Genomic DNA, 22,534 nt, shown 5'->3' with positions numbered 1-22,534 from the left:
GCGGACCTACATTTTGAAAAGCAGGAAGCGTGCCAATTCGACAGCGCTCTGGATTATCGAATGAAATCAATGTGAACCGCAGCCGCGCGACTTTTGACCACGTCCTGCAGGGGATCAAAGATTAGTCAGAATGCCTTGCACGGCAGCATAATATTTGTGCAATGCGGCAGATTGCCCATTGCCGATGCAGATTGCCATTGCCGATGATGACGCGTTTTTCCGTCATGGCCTTACTCAGCGGCTTCGACGAAGCGGTGGCGTTCGTAGAGGAACTTCAGCACCGCCTCGCGGCAGCGCAGGAAGGTGCGGTCGGAAGAGAGTTCGACGCGGCGGCGCGGCCGGGCGAGCGGCACGGCAAGCACCTCGCCGATGGTCGCCGCCGGACCGTTGGTCATCATGACGATGCGGTCGGAGAGCAGCACCGCCTCGTCGACATCATGGGTGATCATGAGCGTCGTCGAGCCGAGCCTGGAATGGATGTCCATCACCGCATCCTGCAGATGGGCGCGAGTCAGCGCGTCGAGCGCGCCGAACGGTTCGTCGAGCAGCAGTATCTTCGGCTCCATGGCCAGCGCCCGGGCAATGCCGACGCGCTGCTTCATGCCGCCCGATATCTCGGTCGGGCGCTTGTCCTTCGCATGCGCCAGTCCTGATCCGTTTCGTCATCGTCGTCTCCGGTTGGGCGCGGTTCGGGATCCGCGTCGTCGATTGCGTGTTGATCAAAACAAAAAAGCCGCCGGCCAGGTCTACGCGTCCGGGTGACCGGGAGCGCATTAACCTGAGCGGCAGCTTTGCCTGTGGCGCCCGCCATTGGACGCCTGTTCCGTGACCCGCGAAGGGCCTGTCTATTTCAAAGCAGGAACCGTGCCAGGGCCGATTTCTGGCCGGCAATGTAGGCGTCGATCTCGTCAGGGTCGAAGATCTGGCCGTCGAAGAAACCATCTGGGCCGAGCACCAGGCCGGCCCCTGTCGCGCCGACCGCGGTGGCCAGGCGCAGCGCGCCCTCGACTTTCGAATTGGCGCCGGGAAGTGCGACACCAAGCGGCTTCAGCGCCGAGCGGTAGAGGTCGGGCCGGTAGCAGTCGCGAGCAATGGCGAGATTGTCAGGCGTGTGCGCCACGTGCCCCCAGCGCACCATCTGCGTGTAGTACCACAGCGCATGGCTCTTCCACGGAAAGTTCGCCGCCTTGTCGAAGGGCACGAAGAAGTCGTCGATATCCAGCTCCGCCCCGCCGCCCAATTGGAGATGTCCGGTCAGGATCGGCATCTGGACGGCCGGCGGCAGGCCAAGGATGCCGGGCTGCGCCATCACAGCGGCCAATTCGCCATGGTTGGCCGGATCCTGGCACCAGCGCGCCGAGTGATGCAGCGAGCGCAGGAGCGCGGCCAGTGCCTCCGGGTTTTCGTCAGCCCACGCCTTGCGCACGCCGATCACCTTCTCCGGGCTGTTGCGCCATATCTGCGCCTTGACGGTGACGATATGGCCGGTGCCGGCGGCGACCGAAGCGCTGTTCCAGGGTTCGCCGACGCAGTACCCGTCGATCCGGCCGGCGGCCAGCGCGTCGGCCATGAAGGGCGGAGGCACGATGACGATCTCGATCTGCCGCTCTGGATCGATGCCGCAGGCGGCGAGCCAGTAGCGCAGTTCGTAATTGTGCCCGGAATGGGGATGCACGACGGCAAAGCGCAGCGCGTCGCGGCCGGCCGCCGCCCGCTCGCGGATGAGCGCGCCAAGGGCGGCACCGGCGCGCGCCGGATCGAGGTCGGCCACGGCGCCATGCGCCGCCATCCCTTCCCACGCGGCGTTGGAGATGGTGACGCAATTGCCGCCGAGCCCGAGCGAGAACGGCACGATGGTTTCCGAGGCGAGCGGCGTCAGCCCAAGATTGCAGGCGAGCGGCATCGGTCCCAGCATGTGCGCGAGATGGAAGTGGCCGATGGCGATGCGGTCGCGGACGTTGGCCCAGGACGTCTCGCGGTGCAGCGTAAGCTCGATGCCTTCGCGCGCGGCGAAGCCAAGCTCGCCGGCCGCGACCAGCACGGCGCTGTCGAAAAGCGGCATGAAGCCGGCGGTGATCTGGTGCGCGGCGCCCATGCTCATTCGTCCTCCGCCGGTCTCAGCAGCCCGGCGGCGGTCACCAGGCTCTGGGCGATGTCGCTGATCTTGCGGTTCTGGTTCATCGCCGTCTTGCGCAGCAGCGTGTAGGCGGCCTCTTCGGAGAGGCCACGCGACTTCATCAGGATGCCCTTGGCGCGATCGATGACCTTGCGGCTCTCGAGCTCGCTGCGCGCCTCTTCCAGCTCGCGCGCCATGCGCGAAAAAGCGTTGAAGCGGCTGACCGCCATGTCGAGGATCGGCTTGACGCGCTCCTGCCGCAGACCGTCGACGACATAGGCGGACACGCCGGCATCGACCGCCGCCTCGATGGAAGCCTGGTCGGAGCGGTCGACGAACATGGCGATCGGCCGTTTCACCGCGCGCGAAAGCTGGAACATGTTTTCCAGCATGTCGCGGTTCGGATTTTCGAGATCGATGACGATGACATCGGGCTCGATCTCGGCGATCCGCCGCGCAATGCCAGCCACGTCATGGATGACGGTGACCCGCTCATGGCCGGCCTCGCGCAACCCCGCCTCGATGATTGCGGCGCGGATGCGGTTTTCGTCGATCACCAGGACGGCGAGAGAAGTTCGGACCATGCCTGCATTGTGACCAAGCCAAGGAATTGTGCAATGCGGTATGATTGAACAATCCCGACATTCGCTGATCGCGGCGCAGGCGCCTACTCCACAGCCAGCGCCGTGACTTGCCGGCGAAAGGGCAGTGCGTCGCCGATATCGGCTTCATGCATAGAAACAATGACTTAAAGCGCGTCGCATGAATCCGTTTCGACGCGACGCGCTTTAGGCGATCGGGTCCGGCGCCACGGCGTCGCCGATGACCTTGATCGAGCGGATGCCGCTGTCGGCCCATTCGTCCCGCCGCGCCTTCAGCTCGTGCCAGACGCCGTCGTCCTGTTGGCGCGACGTCACCAGCACCACGGCATCCGCGGCGATGTCACGTTGGCTGCCCGTATAGGCGCAGGCCGTGGCAACACCGCCCGCCGCGATGCGCGTCACGGTCCGGTTCAGCACGATCTCGACGCGGAGTTCGGCCAGCCGGCGGTGAATGGCGCCCTGCTCCAGCGTGTTGGGGGTCCAGTCGGACACATAGGCCGACGGCGTCACCAGCGTCACCTTCGCGCCCTGGCGCGCCATCAGAGCGCAGCAGCCTTCCAGCCGCCGGGCTCACTCTTCCCTGAAAGCCCGCTGTATCTGATCGGCCAGCGGCTTTACAAGGTAGGACAGCATGGTGCGGCTGCCGGTCGAGAAGAACGCTTCGACGGGCATGCCCGGCGCCAGGGTCAGACTTTTCAGTTTTTTCAGCTCCGTGCGCGGCAGGCTGACGCGAACCGTGTAAAAGGCCGCGCCGCTTCGCTCGTCGACGCTGAGATCGGCGGAGATTTCGCTGACGCTGCCATTCAGTTCCGGTGTCACGCGCTGATTGAACGCCGAGAGCTTCAGTGTCACGTCCTGACCGAGCGAGAGCTGATCGATGTCCTGCGGCGCGATGCGGGCCTCGACGGTCAGATCGTCGGCAACCGGCACCACGAGCATGATCACCTCACCCGGCGAAATGACGCCGCCGACCGTATGAACGGCAAGCTGGTGAACCACGCCATCCTGCGGACTGCGAATATCGATGCGTTTGAGCTGGTCTTCGGCTGACACCTTGCGTTCGACGAACTCGGATATTTTCCCCTGGACATCGCGAAGCTCGGCTGCAACCTCGCTGCGCAGATCCTGGTCGACCTGGATGATCTGCAACCGGGTCTCGGCGATCCGGCCTTTCGCTTGCGCAATCGATGCGGTCAGTTGCCCGTGTTCGCCATCGAGTCGAACCGCGTCACGCTCCAGCGCCGTCATGCGGTCGATCGAGACAAGCTTCTTGAGCCAGAGTCTGCGGATGCTGTCGAGTTCGGTGCCGATCAGTTTTATTTCCTGGCTCTTGGCCTCCCGTTGTTCGGTGAGCCCCGAGGCCTCTTCGGCAAGCTGCGCGATGCGTTCCTCCAACTGAGCCTTCTGCCCGGTGCGAGCCTGCCGGCGAAACTCGAACAGCGACTGTTCGCCAGCCATGGCGCGCGCAACGGCGGTGTCATCCCGCCGCGAGGTCAGCGCGGTTGGGAAGGCGATGTCATTGTGGTCATCCCGTTCGGCTTCGAGACGGGCCAGCCGAGCCTCGAATTCGTCAAGTCCCTTGGTGACGATGGCGAGGTTGGCGCGGGTGACGGTTTCGTCGAGACGGATCAGGACCTGACCGGATTTCACGGCATCGCCTTCGCGCGCCAGAATATCGCCGACCACGCCACCGGTGGGATGCTGAACCTTCTTGACGCTGGAATCGACGACCATCTTTCCCGACGCGATCACGGCGCCGGAAAGCTCCGTGACCGCCGCCAGACTGCCGGCGCCGCCGACGAGAAGGATGCAGGCGGCCACGCCGCCAAGCAGATAGCGCCGAATGGTCCGATCGATGGTGGGGGTCACGGTCATCAGGATACATTCTCTTCAGGTGCGGGCACGACCTTCAAGGGAACGCCGGCCGGCCGTGTGACCTTGTTCAAGACTTCATTCTTCGGGCCAAACGCCTGGACGCGGCCGTTGGCCATCACCAGAACCTGGTCGAGGCTTGCGAGCGCGCTCGGGCGGTGCGCCACGACCACGGCGATGCCGCCGCGCGCGCGAACCCCCTGGATCGCTTCCGTCAACGCGGCCTCGCCTTCGGCATCGAGGTTGGAATTCGGCTCGTCGAGAATGACCAGGAAAGGATCGCCATAAAGAGCCCGCGCCAGCGCCACCCTTTGCCGCTGGCCTGCCGATAGCGCCGACCCGGCCTCGCCGATCCGCGTTTCGTAGCCCTCCGCCAAATGCACGACGAGGTCGTGAACGCCCGCCGCCCGGGCCGCTGCCAGTATCTTGTCCGAAGCCGCCTGAGGTTCGAAACGCGCGATGTTTTCGGCGATGGTGCCGTCGAACAGCTGTACATCCTGCGGCAGATAGCCGACATGACTGCCGAGTTCTTCCAGCGACCACTGGTCGAGCGTTGCTCCGTCCAGCCTCACGGTGCCACGCATGGGAAGCCATATCCCGGCAATCGCGCGGACCAGCGACGACTTGCCCGAGGCGCTCGGACCGACGATGCCGAGCCCGGCGCCCTTCTCAAGCGCAAAACTGGCATCCTGGACGACAACGCGGCGTTCCCCCGGCGGCGTGACGCTGATGGCTTCGACCGCAAGAGCAGATGTCGGCGCCGGCAGGTCGACACTGGTTGCGGTTTCGGGAAGCAGGGCCAACAACTGAGTCAGCCGGGCCCAGGCCTGGCGGGCATTGACGAAACCTTTCCAGTGCGCGATCGCCAATTCTATCGGCGCCAGCGCCCGGCCCATCATGATCGAGCTGGCGATCATGATGCCGCCTGTCGCCTCCTGGTGGATGACGAGCCAGGCGCCGATCGCCAGTATGCCCGACTGCAGCATCATGCGCAGGATCTTCGAGACCGTTCCCAGCGTGCCGGCCAGATCGCTGGCTTTCGCATTGGTGCTGAGATAGTCGGCGTTGATATCAGACCAGCGCTCGGCGATGCGCGAACCAAAGCCCATCGCCTGCAGCACCTCGACGTTGCGGCGCGTCGCTTCCGCCAGCGTGTTGCGGGCAGCCGCCTGGCTGTTGGCTCTTTTGGCGGGCTCGCGTGTGCGGGCCTCGGCAAACAAGGTCAGGCCGAACAGGATGACCGCGCCGGCCAGAGCCGTCATGCCGATCCAGAAATGGAAGAGGAAACATATGCCGAGGTAAAGCGGCATCCACGGCAGGTCGAAAAGGGCCGTTGGGCCGACGCTCGACAGAAAGGAACGGACCTGATCGAGATCGCGCAGGGACTGCAAGCCATCGCCCGCCAGTTTGGTGCGCAAAGGCAGGCGCATAAGGGCGGCATAGACCTGGCCGCTCATGCGCGCGTCGAGTGCCATGCCGATGCGCACGAGCAGACGCGACCGGATGAGTTCGAGCACGCCCTGAAAAACGAACAGCGTGCCGGCAAACACCACAAGCCCGACGAGCGTCGGCACGCTGCGGCCGGGAATGACGCGATCATAGACCTGCAGCATGAAGAACGAGCCGGTCAACGCCAGGATGTTGACCACGCCGCTCATCAGCGCGATGCCGGAAAAGGCGCGGCGAAACGAAGCCAGAACCGCCGCGAGGGTCGTTCCCGGCGGCTCTGATGGACGGGACTGCGGCATCGCGTTCAATTGCATTCCAGTTCAGGCATCAGGCGGCGATGAACTGGAAGTCGCAACCTGCCCAACGTCGGCACGCCTAGGATCGGCAATGCCAAGCGTGGCGCCCGACATGAAACTCTCCGCCGCTTTTCTGGGTTTGAGGGCGATGATCGCCCGCGCTACCCCCGGAAGCAAAAATTGGTAACACACCCGTGACGGCCTGTTAAGAGCCCGCGAAGAAACGGACAAGCTAATCCTCGCCTATTCATAAGAAGAATCTAATTTACAATTTTATATATTGTACATGTATGGATAGGATTTATTTCGGCACGATGGAGCCAGAAAACTCTCAACAGAACCAAGTATTCATGCGGCTTAGCGTCAGCGCGAATTACGGTGACAGTGCACTATTTTCTTTTCGCCGCCTGCCTCGCTTTCCCGGCCTTACGGCTTTTCCAAGTTGCCCGGCAATCCGATCCAGAAATGCCTCACTGCCCACCGGGCGACCGATGCTCTCGGCCTTACGCAATGCGTCGAAAGCCGCGACATCCGTCTCGAGCAGATCGAACAGCCCAGTCGACGACGGCAACCGGTCCTTCATCGGCCCCAGATCCGTAACGCCGTCGGGTTCATCCGTCAGATGCGCCCGAGCGCTTGACCAGGGCCAGTCTGCGGCCTGCTTGACCAACCTCGCGCGTACAGGGTTCAGCCCCACATAACGCACTGCCGACAAGAGATGATCCTCGTCCATGGCAACAGTGCCGAAGCGACCCTGCCAGAAATGCCCGGTTTTCTTTTGCCGCGCGTGAATGGTCCCCGCATAGGCGCGGTGCACCTTGGCGAGCGCGCGCCGCAGCCCATCCGGATCGGCCGGCGTCAGGATGAGGTGTACGTGGTTCGGCATCAGGCACCACGCCCAGATGCCGACATCGGCGACGCGGCAATGCTCGACCAGGAGGTTTTTGTAGAGCGCATAGTCTTGCGGCGTGAAAAACAGTTTGGCGCGCCCGTTACCCCGCTGGGTTACGTGATGCGGCAGACCGGGAACGACAATGCGAGCGAGGCGAGCCATGGGGGCAATCTACGCATAATGGCGGTCGGACGAATATGGCAAAAAGTGCACTGTCACCGTAATTGATGTATGGATAGGAGTCATTTTGACACGATGGAGCCAGGCAACTCCCAACGGAGCCAAGTATTTATGCGGCTTCGTGTCAGCACGGCCATTGGCAACCCCAAAGGCGACGGTTTGCCGGATATTCATCTCCACGGCTGTAGGGCAACTCCACCTGACTGGCTGTGGCGACCGGAACCTGGCGAACGGTTGCAGGCCCTCAAGACAACAAAAGCTGTGATTAATCGGCCCCGCGCGCCTTCGCCAATATCCGCATCACATCGGCATTTGTAGTAATCTCACCTTGAAGACCTTGGCGATGAGCTGCTGGCAAGCGAAGAACGCGTGCGATTTGGACAGCAAGTACGGTGCACAAAACGGCAGCCGGCGAACATGGCAAAACGTGCACTGTCACCGTAATTCCACAATGTGACCGGTTGGATGCTTTTGGTCATTGCCTGATGAATACGCCCGTGTAGGTCTGGCCGGCAAGCATAACGGTTCCGGCCAGGGTTCCGTCGGGCAGCATCATAAAACTGACGTCCGCACCATTCGGGAGGCGCCCAAGCTTCAACGTAGTCCCTGCAATTTTTCCTGCTCCGGCGGCCTCTCCCGGATTGTTGTCGCCCAGCATTCCCCACGCAAAGGTGACCGTCACTTTGCCGTTCGGAGAGATCGTCTGCATAGCGACCTTGGCTTCATCCGTCCCCTCCAATCGCCCAACCCACATGCCCGAAAATGCGGCGTACTTTGTTGGAACGCCCTTCGCAGGGGGCGTGATCGTCACGGATTGATCCATGATTGCGGAGCCAGGAGGGACCGGTTGAGGAGGAACAGTAGCAGGATCCGACGCAGGTTCGAGAACGGCTGATTGCGGCGCTTCGGGGACCGATTGGCACGCGGCCAGGGCAAGTGCCGCGAAGCCCAGCATCGTGTTCCGCATCAAATTCTCCACCTCGTTCACAAGCTGTCGGTGGGCAGCAGACCCGCCGAGTTCCACATCATTCTACACCACCGCCCTATGCATTGCGTATAGCACTTTACATCCGCGCACCGAGCTTGTCGGCGGCTCGCCGATCTCAAATCACGGCTTCTTCCAGGAACGGCTCATTGCGCTCTATGCGTTCGTAACAGAACGCCACGCCGATGATGATCCCGCCGGCAAGCGTCCCCCATAGGCTGCCGAGGCCGCCGATGATCACCGCCTCGAAGGCATAGATCAGCCGCGCCGGCCCGATCGAGGGGTCGAAGTTCGCCCGCATGCCGAGATAGAGCGCCGCCAGCGTCACCACGACCATGGCGATCCCGGTGGCGATGGCGAAAATCCGCTTCGGCTCTATCCCCATCAGCCCCGCCGTCACGGCGGCGTCCGAGGTGGCGCGGAAGGCACGGCCGAGGGCGGTGTGGTAAAAATGGCCGTTGAGCGCAATGATCGTCACGATCGCCGAGGCAAAGGAAAGTCAGCCAGATGCGGCCACGTCGATGACGGCCTTGATCAGACCGGATTTCTGCAGCGCCCAGATCGCGATATCGCGTGGGCTGTCACGCAGGGTGGTGCGGTGGGTGACGAGTTGGTCGGTTGGTATTTTTCCATCACGGATCGAGGCAATCACGTGCTGAAAGTCGGCCTGCGTCGCGTTGCGACTGCCGATCAGCATCATTTCCCGCTTGTGAAACTCTGGATCGGAGAAGGTTATGTCGTCCTGTACGACGCTGACCATCACCATGACGCCGCCGTGGGCAACATAGGCAAAGGCAGACTGCATCGAACGGCTGTTTCCGGTTGCATCGAAGACGACATCGAAACCTGTTTTGGCGGTTCGCTCCGCTATCGTCTCAATGATCGATCCCTTTGAGCCGTCGATCACCAGGAAGCCTTGCTTTGCTGCAAAAGCCAGCCGCTCGGCATTGACGTCCATCACGGTCACGTTCTGTCGCGCTATGCGGGCGAAAAGCGCGACACCAAGGCCGATCGGGCCGGCGCCGATGACCAAGGTTCGATTGCCCGGCCCGGCCATGGATCTGCGGACCGCATGAGCACCGATGGCCAGAAATTCGACCGTAGCCGCCTCGACAGGTGACAGGCCGACCGCCGATATGAGATTCTGCGCCGGCACGAGAATCTGCTCACTCATGGCACCGTCACGGTGCACGCCAAGCACTTCTATCGCGATGCAGCAGTTCGGCTTGCCATGGCGACAGGCCGAACAATTTCCGCAGGCTAGATAAGGATTGATGAGGACCTGCTGTCCGACCGACAGGCCCGCAGGCGCGTTGATTGCCGCGATCGTTCCCGAAAACTCATGGCCCATGACGCGCGGATAGGCGAGATAAGGATGCCTGCCTTCGAAGATGTGGTAATCGGTTCCGCATATTCCGACATAGGCGACATTGACCAGGGCCCAGCCTTCCGGGGGACTGCCTGGCGCCTGCTGCTCCTCTAACACCAGCTTGCCGGGCTCGGCGCATCGGACGACTTTGATGGTGGGGTCCATGGATGTAATTTCAACCCTTCGCTAACGGAAGTTGTATTGGCCCGACAATGGAAAAATGGTCCGGCGGAGTACTCCGCCGGACCATCGATGGCTCACTCGAAGTCCTTGACGTTCTGCAGCGTCACGAGGCCGGCGCCGGTATCCACATTGGCCTCGACCGTCTCCCCGCGGATCGCCTTGACGACGGTGTCGATGCCAAGCTCGCCCATTTTTGCCGGAAATTGTGCAACGCTGGCATCTTCCGCGCCCGACTTGATCGCTTCGATCTCACCGCAGCAGGCGTCGAAGCCGACCAGGATGATCTTGTCGTTGGCAATGCCGGCATTGCTGATCGACTTGACGGCGCCCGGGATTGGCGGGCCGCAGGCAGCGTAGATCGCCTTGAGATCGGGATTGGCGGTCAGGATGTCTTCGGTCACTGACGTGCCAAGTTCGAGCGTGCAGTTGGTTGCACCCTTGCCGACGACCTCGACCTTGACCTCGCCGAGGCCCTCCATCATGCCGGTGACGCGGTCGTCCAGAGCCGGCACTCCGGGAACGCCTTGCAGGATTCCGATCTTGTCGCCGCTCTTGAGCACGGTCTTCAGGTACTCTCCGGCGATCTTGCCGCCGTTGAGATTGTTGGTCGAAACCAGTGCTGTCTGACCTTTCCAGTCAGGAATGCTGTTGTCGACGAGAACCACCTTGACGCCGGCAGCGACCGCCTTGTCGAGCGCCGGCGCAACGGTCGGATCGACCGGAGTGATCGCCAGACCCTTGACGCCTTGCGTGATCATGGACTCGATCAGGGCGATCTGGCCTTCGATGTCGGTAGCCGCCTGGCCCTGGCCGGTGACGAGTTCGATCTCGGGATGAGCGGCCGCGTATTTCTTGGCGGCATCCTCCATGGTCGAGTAGAACGGCACCGGGAATTTCGTAATCAGACCGACCTTGATCTTGTCGGCGGCCGAAGCCGGCATCGCAAACGCAACGGCGATCGCCAGCCCAGCGAACAGTTTTAGGTTCATTGGCATTCCATTCCTCCCTTGGAATTGAGGCGTCTTCCGGCGGAAGTCGCTTCAGGCATTTGCGGACCGGAACGGTCCCCAAATCTCGAACGGATCAGGCTCCAACGATCATGGAAACCAGCTCCTGCTTATTGTCCTTGGTCGGCACAAGTTCACCAACCTTGCGGCCCTGGCGAAGCACCACGGCGCGATCGGCAAGTTCGACGACATGTTCCATGTTGTGGGTTATCAGGATGACGGCGTTGCCCTGGTCACGCAGGGCGGCAACCAGGTTGAGCACTTGCCGCGATTCACGCAGGCCAAGTGCGGCGGTCGGTTCATCGAGCATCACGACCTTGCGGGCAAACACAGTCGAGCGCGCCACGGCGATTGCCTGCCTTTGTCCGCCCGACATCATGGCGACCACGGCATCCAGCCGCGGCAGCGTCACCTTGAGATTTGCCAGCAGAACGCGGGTTTCGGCGTCCATCTTGCGCTGTTGAAGAAATCGCAGGCCGCGCGGAAGCCATTGCGGGCCAGCCAGCTCACGACCGGCAAAGAAATTCTGTCCCGGCGTCAGATTGTCGAACAACGCGAGATCCTGATAGACGGTCTCGATGCCGGCGAAGCGCGCATCCGCAGGGGAGCGTATCTGCGTTGGCGCACCGTCCAGGAGAATCGCGCCGGCATCGAGTTGGTGCACGCCGCTGATGCATTTGGTCAGCGTCGATTTGCCCGCGCCATTGTCGCCGAGCAGGCCGACGATCTCGCCTCGCCGCACCTCGATGCTGACATCATCCAGGGCCAGAACCGAACCGAAACGTTTGGTGGCACCGCGGACCGCCAGCACGGGATGGTCGGCGGTGACAGTGTGATCGGCATTGACTGCAACGGCGCTCATGACTGCCTCCCGGCTTGCATGACACGCACACGCCCTTCGAGATAGTTGCGCAGCACGTCGGACTCGACCGCTATGACGATGACCACGCCGATGACGATCAGTTGAAAAAAAACGTTGACATTGAGCAGGTTGAGCGCGTTGCGGATAACGCCAATCATGAGCGCGCCGATCAAGGCATGGCCAAGATGGCCGCGGCCGCCAAGAAAACTGGCGCCGCCGATGATCACCGCCGCGATCGTATCCAGTTCCAGCTGATTGCCGAACAAGGGCGAACCGGCGTCGGTACGGCCGGCAAGGATGACCGCGCCGATGCCGGCGCACAGCCCAGAGATCACATAGACCGAAACCAGGACCCAGGACACGGGAATGCCCATGCGCACGGCGGCATCCGGTCGGCCGCCAACGGCATAGATCCAGCGCCCCCACACCATCGTTTTGGCCATGATGAAAAGGACCGCGGCAACGCCCGCGACCACGAAAACCGATCCAGGCAAACCCCAGACCGCCTCGCGGCCAAGCGCATCGATGGTATCTGGCATTCCAGGGATGGCGCGCCCATCGGCCAGCCGGAGCGCCAATCCCTTGGCGATGCTCAACGTGGCCAGTGTGATGATGAAAGGATGCGGCAACCGGCCGAAAACGTAGAAAAGCCCGTTGATGGCGCCGACCGCCGCACCGGAGGCGATCATCACCGCGATCACAGCGAAGGCGGGGGCGCCGGCATGAAAGCTCAGCGCGCCGACGACGGAAGCCAGCGCGACGTTGGAGCCGACGGAGAGATCGATACCGCGTGTCAGGATGACCAGATGCTGCCCCATCGCCACAACGGAGATGACGGCGGTCTGGGCGAGGATGTTGCTGAGGTTGCGCCCTGTCAGGAAATAGGGGGACAGAAAGCTGAGAACGACGATCAGCAACGCCAGGATGACGACCGGACCAGCGCTCAGCAGGACAAGGCCAAGCGCAAGACCGGGAACGGCTTCTTGCTTCCTGGGTGATGGCAATGCGGCCTCGCCGACAGTGGTGCCGGTGTCTCCCGTTTCAGGCAAAGCTCCCCTCCCCGCCGAGGCTTGATGCAAGCCGCGTCGTCAAAAACTCAGATCGTGTTCAGGTCCTCTTCTTATCGATAAAAAACAACTGGCACGGTTGGGTCAAGTTGTTTTTTATGGATAAAGTTCATGTTAGAAAGAACAAGGTATTGTTTGGGAGAGGTCCAATGCGAACCGATACCGTCTACAAGAAGGCGTTCAACCGCGCCGCTAGTATGCTGCGCGATGGACAACTGGTCGGTGAACTTCCCTCGGAAAATGAGCTCAGACGGCGAATGTGCGTCAGCCGCACGACCGTCAGAAAGGTTCTACGAGAACTTGTTCACCGCGACCTCGTTACTGAGCGAGATGGCTTCAAGGCGACAGGCCGCGCAGTCGACGACAACGACTACTATCCGGACGTCGAGACAACGACTCGCGCCAAGCATGTCGAACAACAATTCATGGAGTGGATGCTGCGGGGTGACACCAGGCCCGGAACCAGCATCAACGAGCTTGAGCTAGCGCGGCAATTCAATGTTGCGACGAACGGAATTCGCGAGTTCCTGATCCGCTTCAGCCGGTTCGGACTGATTGAAAAAAGACCGAATACAGGCTGGCTTTTCAAAGGCTTCACCGAAGACTTCGCACTTGAATTGTTCGAGATCCGGATGATGTTCGAACTGCGTTCAGCACAACTGTTTTCACAGCAACCTGACAGTTCTCCCCTATGGTCGAAGCTCGCCGCGCTCAAGATGGCGCATGCCGACCTGCTGGAACGAGTTGAAAGCCGCTTTCACGACTTCTCCGGCCTGGACAACCGGTTTCACCGGCTCATAAACGAGGCGTCACCAAACCGCTTCATCGATGATTTCTACGACATCATCACCTTCATTTTTCACTACCATTATCAGTGGAACAAGCAGGACGAAAAGCAGCGCAACCTTGCCGCGCTGCATGAACACATCGCCTATATCGATGCGCTCGAGAGCCGCAACGCCGCTCGGATCGAGGTGGCCTGCCGCACGCATCTGGCCTCTGCAAGGGAAACGCTGATGCGTTCGCTTATTGGATTGGATGAAACGAACATTGTTGCACAGTGAAAGGGCTTGCTCCTGACTATGGCGCACAATCAGGAGCAAAGCAGGCAGTTTCACTCTGAAGCCAATTTGGCGATGACAAGCCCCGCTCGAGAACGACGAAACCGACGCATCCGTTGGGGATGCGTCGGCGCCAAGGGCTACGCGTGGCGGATTTCGGTTCCCAGCACCTTGAGGCATTCGCGGATGAACGCCGCAAGCGCCGTCCAACCTTTGGCCGAAACCATCGTCCCATCCACATAGGCGTCGGTGGGGGACAGATCGATGTAGGTGCCGCCAGCAAGCGTCACCTCCGGCTCGCATGCCGCGAGCGCCGCCACCTTCTTGCCACGGACGACGCCGTCGACCGCAATTAGAATCTGGACGCCGTGGCAGATCGTGAAGATCGGCTTTTTGGCCTCGTGAAAATGACGCACCATCGCCTGCACGCGCTTGTCGGTGCGGATGTATTCAGGGCCACGACCGCCGGCGCAGTAAACAGCGTCGTATTGGCTCAGCTGCTTCTCGGCGTCGGAAAAGGTCTTGTTGATCAGCGCGTTGTGGCCGGGCTTTTCGGTGTAGGTCTGATCGCCCTCGAAGTCGTGCAGCGAAGTCTTGATCAGGTCTCCGGCGCTTTTGTCTGGGCACACGACATGAACCGTGTGGCCGACCGCCTCCATCGCCTGCTGGTAGACGAAGATTTCGTATTCCTCGGTGAATTCACCGGTCAACATAAGTATCTTTTTGCCTGGCATGGTCTTCCTCTCGGCTTGTGACAAAGCGAGGTGCACTTCGCGCCTCGCCTCCTGGGGATCGAAATCGGGTCAGAACGGGGAGTGGGGAAAATCTCCTTGGCGTTGGCCTGGGCGATAAGCGGCGCGTCGAGCTTGACGGTGCTGCGGACAGGCGACATCGCAATGCTACTCGAACGCAGGCAGGAGCCGGTCGCGCGAATTCTCGATGTGCGCACGCATGGCCTTTTCGGCGGCGTCGGAATCGCCCGCGGAGAAGGCTGCGAGAATAGCCTCGTGCTCGTCGAGCGCCTCTTCGGTCACCCGCGAGTGATACATCAAGCGGAAGATATGGAAGTGGGTATGCTGGTGATTCAGTGTCTCGCGAATGAGCTCGTTCTGGGCGAATTCGACGATCTTGTCGTGGAAGATCGCATCCTGACGGGCAAAGTTCGAATAGCGCAGGCGTTCGTCTTTCCCCACCCGCCGGGCCATGACGCCAGCCGCCTCCTGCAGCACGGCAAGGCGCTCGTCGTCCAGTGTGGCGGTGGCCTTGGCCGCGGCAGCAGGCTCAAGCAGAAGGCGCAGCTCGTAAAGCTCGTCAAAGCGCCGACGGGTGATTTGCGGGGCGGCCCGATAGCCGATCAGGTGGGTCTTCAACACCAGGCCCTCACCCTCCAGCCGGCCAAGCGCTTCCCGAATGGGGGTATGCGAGACGTTGAATTCCTTGACGAGATTGTCGACGGTGATGCGCGATCCCGGAGCAATTCTCAAAGACATCAGTTGCGCGAAGATTGCCTCGTACACGTCGCCAGCAAGACTGTTGGCGCGCTGGATGCGGCCGGTCGCGCGGGCTTCATTGTCAACCGTCAGGTCCGTGTTCTGCATTGTTTTGCCCCTTGACAGAAGCATCCACTAACACGATGCTCCGCCCGATTCAATAGTATATCCTATACGATTTAATAGGGGATATCGAATGATAATGATCCGGAGCGTCGAGGCCGGTTTCTGGAACGCAGTCAATTCTCTTGGCTCCCAATCCGTCTTCGAAGGATCCTGTGCATGAGCTTGTTTGCAGCAGCGCGCCTGCCGCGCGAGATCCTGTTCGGCAAAGGCCAGCGCCATGTGCTGCCTGCCGTTGCCGTCAGATATGGGCGCCGCGCATTCGTCTGTACGGATGAGCGTTTCGCGGCGACATCGCAGTTCGCAGAAATTCTTGCTGGCTTGCACAACGCGGCGATAGTCACGCTGGTCTACGACCTAACGCTGCCGGATGTGCCCCGCGACAGCGTCGCCGCCTGCATAGCGGAGGCGAAGGATTTCAAGCCGGACATGGTGATCGGAATCGGCGGCGGCAGTTGCCTCGACATGGCAAAATGCGCCGCGCTTCTGCTCAGCCATGGTGGCAAGCTCGAGAATTACTATGGCGAGTTCAAAGTACCGGGCCCCACCCTTCCCGTGATCGCAGTGCCGACAACCGCCGGGACAGGCTCCGAGGTAACCCCCGTGGCCGTGATCTCCGACCCGGATCGGACGCTGAAAGTGGGCATCGCGAGTCCTCATCTCATCGCCGCCGTGGCGCTTTGCGATCCGGATCTGACGGCGACCTGTCCACCGTCCCTGACGGCGATCGCCGGCGCTGACGCGCTGACGCACGCAATCGAGGCTTTCACAGCGGCCAAACGCGGCGCCGATCCCAATTTGCCGCAACAGCACGTCTTCGTCGGCAAGAGTGCTCTGACCGACCACTTCGCGCTTCTGGCTATCAAGCTGCTGGGCCGAAGTCTGGAAAAGGCCTATCGCGACGGATCGGACGAGACGGCGCGCGCCGACGTGATGATGGGAGCACTGGCCGCCGGTTGCGCCTTCGGCACGGCGGGAACGGCGGCCGCCCATGCGGTGCAGTATCCCGTCGGCGCGCTTACCCACACTCCGCATGGTCTGGGCGTCGCCACTATGCTGCCATATGTGATGAGCTACAACCTTCCTGCCGCAGCTGCGGAGATTGCCGAAGTCGGCACCGCTCTCGGCTTTTCCCATCAGGGCGGCGGCGATGCCGATGCATTGGCGCACGCCACCATCCGGGAGGTGAGCCGGCTGTTTGGCGCACTCGGCATCACAGCGACATTGGCCGAACTGGGTCTCCCAGAGGACAAGATCGACTGGACGGCCGAGCAGGCGCTCGGCATCGATCGGTTGATCAAGAACAATCCCCGTCCCTTCGACTTCGCCGCGATGCGACGGCTGGTCAGGGCTGCTTATGACGGCGACATGTCCGCCACCATGATGTGATCGACCAGGAGCTCATCCAATGAATATTGCCGCAGACATATCCGACGAGGATCAAGATATGTTCGACTACGCCACGGTCTCTCACGGTCTCTACATCGGCGGACACTGGCGACCCTCGTCCGACGGCCGCGTGATTGAAGTGGTCGATCCTTCGACCGAAGCCGTCATTGCGGCGGTGCCCGACGCCACACTCGCCGACGCCGCTGCCGCGATCGATGCAGCCGCCAAGGCGGCGGCGGGTTGGCGAGAGACGCCACCACGCAAGCGTTCGGAGATTCTCAGGCGTTGCTTCGAACTGATGGGTGAGCGAGCAGAGGCCCTCGCCGCGCTGATCTCGCTGGAGAACGGCAAGGCGCTGCGCGATGCGCGGGGCGAGATCGCCTATGCCGCCGAGTTCTTCCGCTGGAATGCCGAGGAAGCCGTCCGCATCAGCGGCGAGTTCGGCCTGGCGCCTTCCGGCGCCAACAGGATCATTGTCGACTACCAGCCGATTGGTGTTTGCGTGCTCATCACACCATGGAATTTCCCGGCCGCCATGGCGACACGCAAGATCGCGCCGGCGCTCGCGGCCGGCTGCACCGTGATCTTGAAGCCCGCCAGCGAGACGCCGCTGACGGCCTATGCGCTTGCGGCGCTCTACGAGGAAGCCGGCGTGCCGCCTGGCGTCGTCAACGTGCTGACGACCTCCACCCCAGGGCCGGTGACGGCGGCCATGCTGGCCGATCCACGCGTGCGAAAGCTGTCATTCACCGGCTCGACCGGTGTCGGCCGCATGCTCCTGGCCGAGGCCGCAAAACATGTCATCTCCTGCTCCATGGAGCTTGGCGGCAACGCACCGTTCATCGTCTTTGACGACGCCGACCTGGAAGCAGCGCTCGACGGTGCGATGGTTGCCAAGATGCGCAACGCCGGCGAAGCCTGCACGGCCGCCAATCGGCTTTACGTCCAGGCCGGCATCCATGATGCCTTCACGGAGGGGTTGAGCAAACGCATGGCTGCTCTCAATGTTGGCATCGGAACCCATCCGCAGACCGAGTGCGGTCCGATGATCACCAGGAAGGCCGTGGACAAGATCGACCGGCTCGTCAAGGACGCGGTCGCCCGGGGGGCCAGGATTCAGTGCGGCGGGGCGATTGCCGAAGGCAAGGGTTACTTTTACCCGCCGACGGTGCTTCGCGACGTGCCGGCCGACGCTATCATGGCACACGAGGAAATCTTCGGTCCGGTGGCTCCCATCATGCGCTTCGACGACGAGGCGGAAGCCATCGCCAATGCCAATGACACCGAGTACGGTCTCGCCGCCTACATTTATACGCGTGATCTGGCGAGGGGAATGCGAGTGGCATCGAAGATCGAGTCAGGCATGATCGCCCTGAACCGCGGCCTGATGTCGGATCCTGCAGCGCCGTTCGGCGGGGTCAAGCAGAGCGGGCTGGGCCGAGAAGGTGGTCAGAAGCACGGCGTTGCCGAGTTCATGGAGGCGAAGTACATCGCCGTGACCATCTGAGCGGACATCCATGCAAAAAGATCCATTCCGCATTCGCGATCACGTGGCCGAGTTCGATGAGATCGTCGCCGAGATTGTCCGCCGCAGCGCGGAAACCAGGGCGAAGATCCCCATGCTTGCGAACGTCGCCTACGGTTCCGAACCCACCGAAACCGTCGACGTGTTCTTTCCGGAAGGCGACCGCGACCGCGACCGCCTGCCGGTTCACATGTTCATCCACGGCGGCTACTGGAGAATGTTCTCCAAACGCGATTATTCCTACGTCGCCGACACGGTGACGCGCGCCGGAGCGATCGCGGTCATTGTCGACTATGCTCTGATGCCTGCCGTGAGGATGGCCACGATCATCGACCAGGTCCGTCGTGCCAAGCAGTGGGCACTCGACCACATCGCGGACTATGGGGGCGATCCCGGCCGGCTGACCGTCAGCGGGCACTCCGCTGGTGCCCAACTCGCCACCATGCTGTTCAATGATCCGAGCCGGTCGTCGCACATCAGAGGCGCGCTGCTCCTTGGTGGGTTGTACGAATTGAAGCCACTGCAGACCTCATTCCTTGCGGCCGAGATCGCGATCACAGATGAAGAAGCCCGCCTGTTCTCTCCACTGACACATAACTTCGATCCGTCAGTGAAGGTTGAGATCGCCGTCGGAGGCGAGGAAACGTCGCCTTTTCTTAGCCAGGCCGAGGCATTCGCCGACCATCTGAGAACGCAGGGGCTGCGTGTCTCTCGAACCGTCATCGCCGGTGCCGATCACATGAGCAGCGTTCGCGACCTTGGAAAGAGTGGATCCCACGCTGCGGATCGCTTGGCGAGGCTTATCCAGGATATCGGAGCCGCTGCATTCAATCCGGAGACAAAGTCAGTACTATAGAGTGGGGGGATGCTCGGGCGGTCAACAACAGGGAGGTGAGAATGTGGATTCCACTGCGGATCAAAGAGGCAGTGGAACTCGGCAGGCACCGGCACCGAATCAAGCAAATCGACCGGGCTTGCGAGCCGGCATCGACAAACGGCAGCAAACCGGGAGAACACCCCATGATCCGGCATGGCATAAACCAGCGTTCAGCCGCAGGCGCCCAGCCTTCGGCAATGGGTCCGCGCGTATCCATGATAATTGCTGACGTCGACAGGACCGCGCCCAGCCGCCCACTGTCCCGGCAACATCGCGCGGAGGCGCCACGAAGCGGCCTGCCCGCATCCAACTCGGTCCCTCCGGGCGACGCCCCAGCCATCGCAGAGCGCTGGCCGCCTTCCATCCCGATAGGATCTTCACGAAAGCAGTAGGTCCGCTTGTGGTGCAGGGAAGGACGATAGCGACATTAAATCTCAGGAGGTGATTCCCGGAGTTGACCCAGGACAGACCTTTGGGCCCTCGCTCGGTGGTCGACTGTTTCGCGCACCGCTGCGGACATTCGAAACGATGATGTTTGACGAGATTCAGATGCAGTGCGCTCCAGGGTCGGCACTGCCAAGCGGCAAATCAGGCCGGGAGCCGCCACATTCGGACACGACCTGTACCACGCAATTCCGTTTCCTCGAGTGGGTCGCAAGCAAAATTTGGTCCAAGCAGTTGGCGCGTCGCATCCGAAATACGGATTTCATCGGGCTCCGCGGACGTTTGAATACGTGAGGCGAGATTAACGGTGTCGCCCCACAGGTCATAGGCGAACCGCCTCTTGCCTATGACGCCCGCGACGATTGGTCCTGAGTGAATTCCAATTCTGAGTCTTAGCGGTTCTCCTGCGAAGCGTTCGCGCTTAACCGCCTTGCGCAGCTCAAGTGCATATCGCGCGAGGGCCTTTGCATGATCCGATCGCGCGGTGGGCAGGCCAGCGACCACCATCACACAATCGCCGATTGTCTTAATCTTTTCGCAGCCGTATCGATCCGAGAGCCGATCCGCCGCCTTGAAGAAGTAATTTAATATAGCGAGCGTCGTCACGGCTCCGACGCTCCGCGCTCGTTCCGTAAAACCGACGATGTCGGCAAAAAGAACACTCACCTCTGCGTGGTTGTCAGCAATTTTTTTTTGCGCTTTTAACCGCTCGGCGATCGAAGCCGGAAGAATGTTGAGGAGCAGGGTTTCGGCGCGCTGGTATTCACGCGCCAATCCCTCCTGGCTCTTCCTCAACGCCTCGTTCGTCGATTGTAATTTCTCGTTGAGTTGACGCTCCCTCTCTTGCAAGAGTGTCATTTCATAAGCCTTCTGTTGAAGCCGCTGCCTATTGTCGCGTTCGGCAGTGGCGTCAAGAAAAATCAGCCACACGCAGGCATTGTCAGCAAAAAAATGAAGGTCCGCGACACGCCCGCTGGGCAGTTCGACCATGGCAATGTGAAACGGAAGCTCCGGGCAAGGCAGCAAACCTTCCATAAATTCAAGCTGCTCGGCAACAGCTTTGCCAATGCGAAGCGATGAGAGTCCGTAATGTTCAACATTCCCACCCTTAGCAGCTATGCAAAGCTGGGCGTCGATTTTCAGATATGCGACAGAGTGTCCATTGTAGAAGAAATCGAAAATCCAACTTCTGACTTCTCTTGGCAATCCATGCATGGTCTATTTGGTCACCATTAAAGCAAGTTGACGGAACGCATCATCAACATGCTCACCCGAGAGCGCACTTGTTAGATAGATTTGCCATCCACGTTGCCTCAGTTCGTTAATCTCACTATCCGATATTGCCCACCGATCGGCCAGATCGGATTTGTTGATCAGCAATACGAACGGCATAGCGCCGAATTCGGCCTCGGCCCGTTCGCGCAGCGTGAGCGCCACGGCAAGAGTAGCAGCGCGGGTTCCATCGACGACAAGCACAAGCCCGGTTGCACCTCGAACATAGCTGACGCGGAATGAGCCGATATCGTCTTCGCCGGCCAAGTCCCACAAAATCAGATCCACGGTTTTGTCCGGAAGTGCGACATTCTTCTTGTCGATTTTCACGCCCACCGTGGTCAAGTAGGTTTCTGAAAAGATGCTTTGCACAAACCTGCGAACCAGGCTCGTCTTTCCGACAGCGAAGCCGCCCAGCATGCAGATCTTTTTTTGCAACATCTTGGGCTCCACTAGTCCAGGTTTACCGTAGTCGAAACCCGACGATTCGTGGAACTCCCAGTTTGACTATTTTCTGGCACCAGCGGCTCAAAAGTGCCCGCGCCCCGAACCAGCAACAGTTCCAGAGCGACGCCGCGTTTGTTGAGAAGCGCACGAACTGTCTCGGCGCGGGCGGCACTGATCGACGCGTTGGCCGTCTCACGGCCCGTGGCGTCCGAATGTCCGGTCAACATGAACCGTGCTGTTACGCCTGACTTGCGGGCATTTTGGGCGAATTCCTTTATTTGATCCGCCAACCTGTCGAGAACCGGCATCTGCTCTGGTCCTGGCACAACTTTGCCGGAAGAGAAGAAAATATCGGTCGTCTGGATGGCCTCTCTCAAATGATTGAGTTCCGCAAGGTCCAGCTCACGCAACTGCGAGACATCCAGAACCACTCCGTCCGCCGAAAGTTGTTCGGCGGCGGCCTGCGCCCGGTTGATCCAGGTGGCAGGAGCCTCACCCACGACAATGATGCGACCCTGGACGATCGAAAGCCGGACCGATTTCGGCGGGGTCAGCGACGCCGTCAGTCGCTTCACCACGAACTTCGGATCAAGGCTCTGATAGAATTGCCACTGTGAATGAACGCGGGCAGGATCAACCTCCGTTCCGGACAGCAGAGCTTGCGGGTCGGCGGCAAGCGGGTCTCTCAGGCCGGCAATATAGAATTGGCCACTGATAGAATTGCCACTGTGAATGAACGCGGGCAGGATCAACCTCCGTTCCGGACAGCAGAGCTTGCGGGTCGGCGGCAAGCGGGTCTCTCAGGCCGGAAATGTAGAAATGTCCGCCCCTCGCCGTTTGTTGGGCGACGACGATTCCCGGTTGAGCCTCAAGTCGCGACACATAATACTGCCAGTGCTCCGCCGCGCGTGCTTCGGGGCTCACATCACGAACCTTGGAGATGTCGAATTCCGGTCCGCCTGCCGAAAGCTGTCGGGCCGCTGCGCGCGCCCGATCTATCCAGGTGTCGGGAGCCTCGCCCTCGGC

At 61.2% G+C, this 22,534-nt stretch carries 20 protein-coding genes and 2 pseudogenes; 4 read left to right on the top strand and 18 right to left on the bottom strand.

From position 1 onward, the window contains the following. Positions 1-230 precede the first annotated feature (230 nt). The 13 genes and pseudogenes from ASD12_RS22210 to ASD12_RS22150 all read right to left on the bottom strand — a co-directional run. A pseudogene (locus tag ASD12_RS22210) lies at positions 231-641 on the bottom strand (ATP-binding cassette domain-containing protein); the annotation flags it as partial. Between the two features lie 209 nt (positions 642-850). Continuing rightward, positions 851-2,095: a CmpA/NrtA family ABC transporter substrate-binding protein gene (locus ASD12_RS22205; protein ID WP_056591102.1), complete on the bottom strand. Its 1,245-nt coding sequence runs from the start codon at positions 2,093-2,095 to the stop codon at positions 851-853. A gap of 2 nt (positions 2,096-2,097) precedes the next feature. Then, positions 2,098-2,700: an ANTAR domain-containing response regulator gene (locus ASD12_RS22200; protein WP_056591097.1), complete on the bottom strand. Its 603-nt coding sequence runs from the start codon at positions 2,698-2,700 to the stop codon at positions 2,098-2,100. A gap of 204 nt (positions 2,701-2,904) precedes the next feature. Continuing rightward, entirely contained in the window at positions 2,905-3,258 is a 354-nt protein-coding gene (locus tag ASD12_RS22195) for a hypothetical protein (protein ID WP_056591095.1), read from the bottom strand. Between the two features lie 30 nt (positions 3,259-3,288). Further along, positions 3,289-4,593: an HlyD family type I secretion periplasmic adaptor subunit gene (locus ASD12_RS22190; RefSeq protein WP_056591093.1), complete on the bottom strand. Its 1,305-nt coding sequence runs from the start codon at positions 4,591-4,593 to the stop codon at positions 3,289-3,291. Continuing rightward, positions 4,593-6,338 carry a type I secretion system permease/ATPase gene (locus tag ASD12_RS22185; RefSeq protein ID WP_056592140.1) on the bottom strand — a complete coding sequence of 582 codons (1,746 nt, stop codon included), beginning with the start codon at positions 6,336-6,338 and terminating at the stop codon, positions 4,593-4,595. Before ASD12_RS22185 ends, ASD12_RS22190 begins: the two co-directional genes overlap by 1 nt. Before the next feature lie 370 nt (positions 6,339-6,708). Continuing rightward, positions 6,709-7,389, bottom strand: a complete 681-nt coding sequence (locus ASD12_RS22180) for a transposase (protein WP_056591090.1) — start codon at positions 7,387-7,389, stop codon at positions 6,709-6,711. 493 nt (positions 7,390-7,882) lie between these two features. After that, positions 7,883-8,374 carry a hypothetical protein gene (locus tag ASD12_RS35475; RefSeq protein ID WP_156398639.1) on the bottom strand — a complete coding sequence of 164 codons (492 nt, stop codon included), beginning with the start codon at positions 8,372-8,374 and terminating at the stop codon, positions 7,883-7,885. A 193-nt stretch (positions 8,375-8,567) separates the two neighbouring features. Next, positions 8,568-8,891: pseudogene (locus ASD12_RS22170) on the bottom strand (branched-chain amino acid ABC transporter permease); the annotation flags it as partial. After that, positions 8,892-9,914 (bottom strand): zinc-binding alcohol dehydrogenase family protein, encoded by a 1,023-nt coding sequence (locus ASD12_RS22165; protein ID WP_056592134.1) that lies wholly within the window; start codon positions 9,912-9,914, stop codon positions 8,892-8,894. Between the two features lie 104 nt (positions 9,915-10,018). Continuing rightward, positions 10,019-10,933: a sugar ABC transporter substrate-binding protein gene (locus ASD12_RS22160; RefSeq protein ID WP_056591084.1), complete on the bottom strand. Its 915-nt coding sequence runs from the start codon at positions 10,931-10,933 to the stop codon at positions 10,019-10,021. 94 nt (positions 10,934-11,027) lie between these two features. Further along, on the bottom strand, positions 11,028-11,813 hold the full coding sequence (locus ASD12_RS22155; protein ID WP_056591081.1) for an ATP-binding cassette domain-containing protein: 786 nt from the start codon (positions 11,811-11,813) through the stop codon (positions 11,028-11,030). After that, positions 11,810-12,862: an ABC transporter permease gene (locus ASD12_RS22150; RefSeq protein ID WP_244482942.1), complete on the bottom strand. Its 1,053-nt coding sequence runs from the start codon at positions 12,860-12,862 to the stop codon at positions 11,810-11,812. Before ASD12_RS22150 ends, ASD12_RS22155 begins: the two co-directional genes overlap by 4 nt. Before the next feature lie 167 nt (positions 12,863-13,029). Here ASD12_RS22150 and ASD12_RS22145 point away from each other — a divergent pair, with 167 nt between their 5' ends. Further along, positions 13,030-13,944 (top strand): GntR family transcriptional regulator, encoded by a 915-nt coding sequence (locus tag ASD12_RS22145; protein WP_056591078.1) that lies wholly within the window; start codon positions 13,030-13,032, stop codon positions 13,942-13,944. A gap of 137 nt (positions 13,945-14,081) precedes the next feature. Here the strand turns inward: ASD12_RS22145 and ASD12_RS22140 are convergent, their stop codons facing one another. Further along, positions 14,082-14,675, bottom strand: a complete 594-nt coding sequence (locus tag ASD12_RS22140) for a DJ-1/PfpI family protein (RefSeq protein ID WP_056591072.1) — start codon at positions 14,673-14,675, stop codon at positions 14,082-14,084. Between the two features lie 165 nt (positions 14,676-14,840). Further along, positions 14,841-15,539 carry a GntR family transcriptional regulator gene (locus ASD12_RS22135; RefSeq protein WP_056591068.1) on the bottom strand — a complete coding sequence of 233 codons (699 nt, stop codon included), beginning with the start codon at positions 15,537-15,539 and terminating at the stop codon, positions 14,841-14,843. Between the two features lie 174 nt (positions 15,540-15,713). Between ASD12_RS22135 and ASD12_RS22130 the strand changes: the two genes are divergently transcribed. The 3 genes from ASD12_RS22130 to ASD12_RS22120 are packed head-to-tail and all read left to right on the top strand — an operon-like array spanning position 15,714 to position 19,324. Continuing rightward, on the top strand, positions 15,714-16,943 hold the full coding sequence (locus ASD12_RS22130; protein ID WP_056591065.1) for an iron-containing alcohol dehydrogenase: 1,230 nt from the start codon (positions 15,714-15,716) through the stop codon (positions 16,941-16,943). Positions 16,944-16,962: 19 nt separating this feature from the next. Further along, positions 16,963-18,450 carry an NAD-dependent succinate-semialdehyde dehydrogenase gene (locus tag ASD12_RS22125; protein WP_056591063.1) on the top strand — a complete coding sequence of 496 codons (1,488 nt, stop codon included), beginning with the start codon at positions 16,963-16,965 and terminating at the stop codon, positions 18,448-18,450. Positions 18,451-18,493: 43 nt separating this feature from the next. Further along, positions 18,494-19,324: an alpha/beta hydrolase gene (locus tag ASD12_RS22120; protein ID WP_348271731.1), complete on the top strand. Its 831-nt coding sequence runs from the start codon at positions 18,494-18,496 to the stop codon at positions 19,322-19,324. 609 nt (positions 19,325-19,933) lie between these two features. Here ASD12_RS22120 and ASD12_RS22115 read toward each other — a convergent pair. From ASD12_RS22115 to ASD12_RS22105, 3 genes are read right to left on the bottom strand one after another with little or no spacing between them, the layout of a single operon-like run. Further along, positions 19,934-21,004: an adenylate/guanylate cyclase domain-containing protein gene (locus ASD12_RS22115; protein WP_056591056.1), complete on the bottom strand. Its 1,071-nt coding sequence runs from the start codon at positions 21,002-21,004 to the stop codon at positions 19,934-19,936. Positions 21,005-21,007: 3 nt separating this feature from the next. Beyond that, positions 21,008-21,502 carry a Rab family GTPase gene (locus tag ASD12_RS22110; protein WP_056591051.1) on the bottom strand — a complete coding sequence of 165 codons (495 nt, stop codon included), beginning with the start codon at positions 21,500-21,502 and terminating at the stop codon, positions 21,008-21,010. An 11-nt stretch (positions 21,503-21,513) separates the two neighbouring features. Next, positions 21,514-22,260, bottom strand: a complete 747-nt coding sequence (locus tag ASD12_RS22105; RefSeq protein ID WP_056591045.1) for an OmpA family protein — start codon at positions 22,258-22,260, stop codon at positions 21,514-21,516. Positions 22,261-22,534 lie beyond the last annotated feature (274 nt).

The sequence above is a fragment of the Mesorhizobium sp. Root102 genome, from assembly GCF_001425625.1.
Classification (GTDB): Bacteria; Pseudomonadota; Alphaproteobacteria; order Rhizobiales; family Rhizobiaceae; genus Mesorhizobium.
Note: the sequence above shows the minus strand (reverse complement) of the source record. Positions and strands in the feature narration are given on the sequence as shown.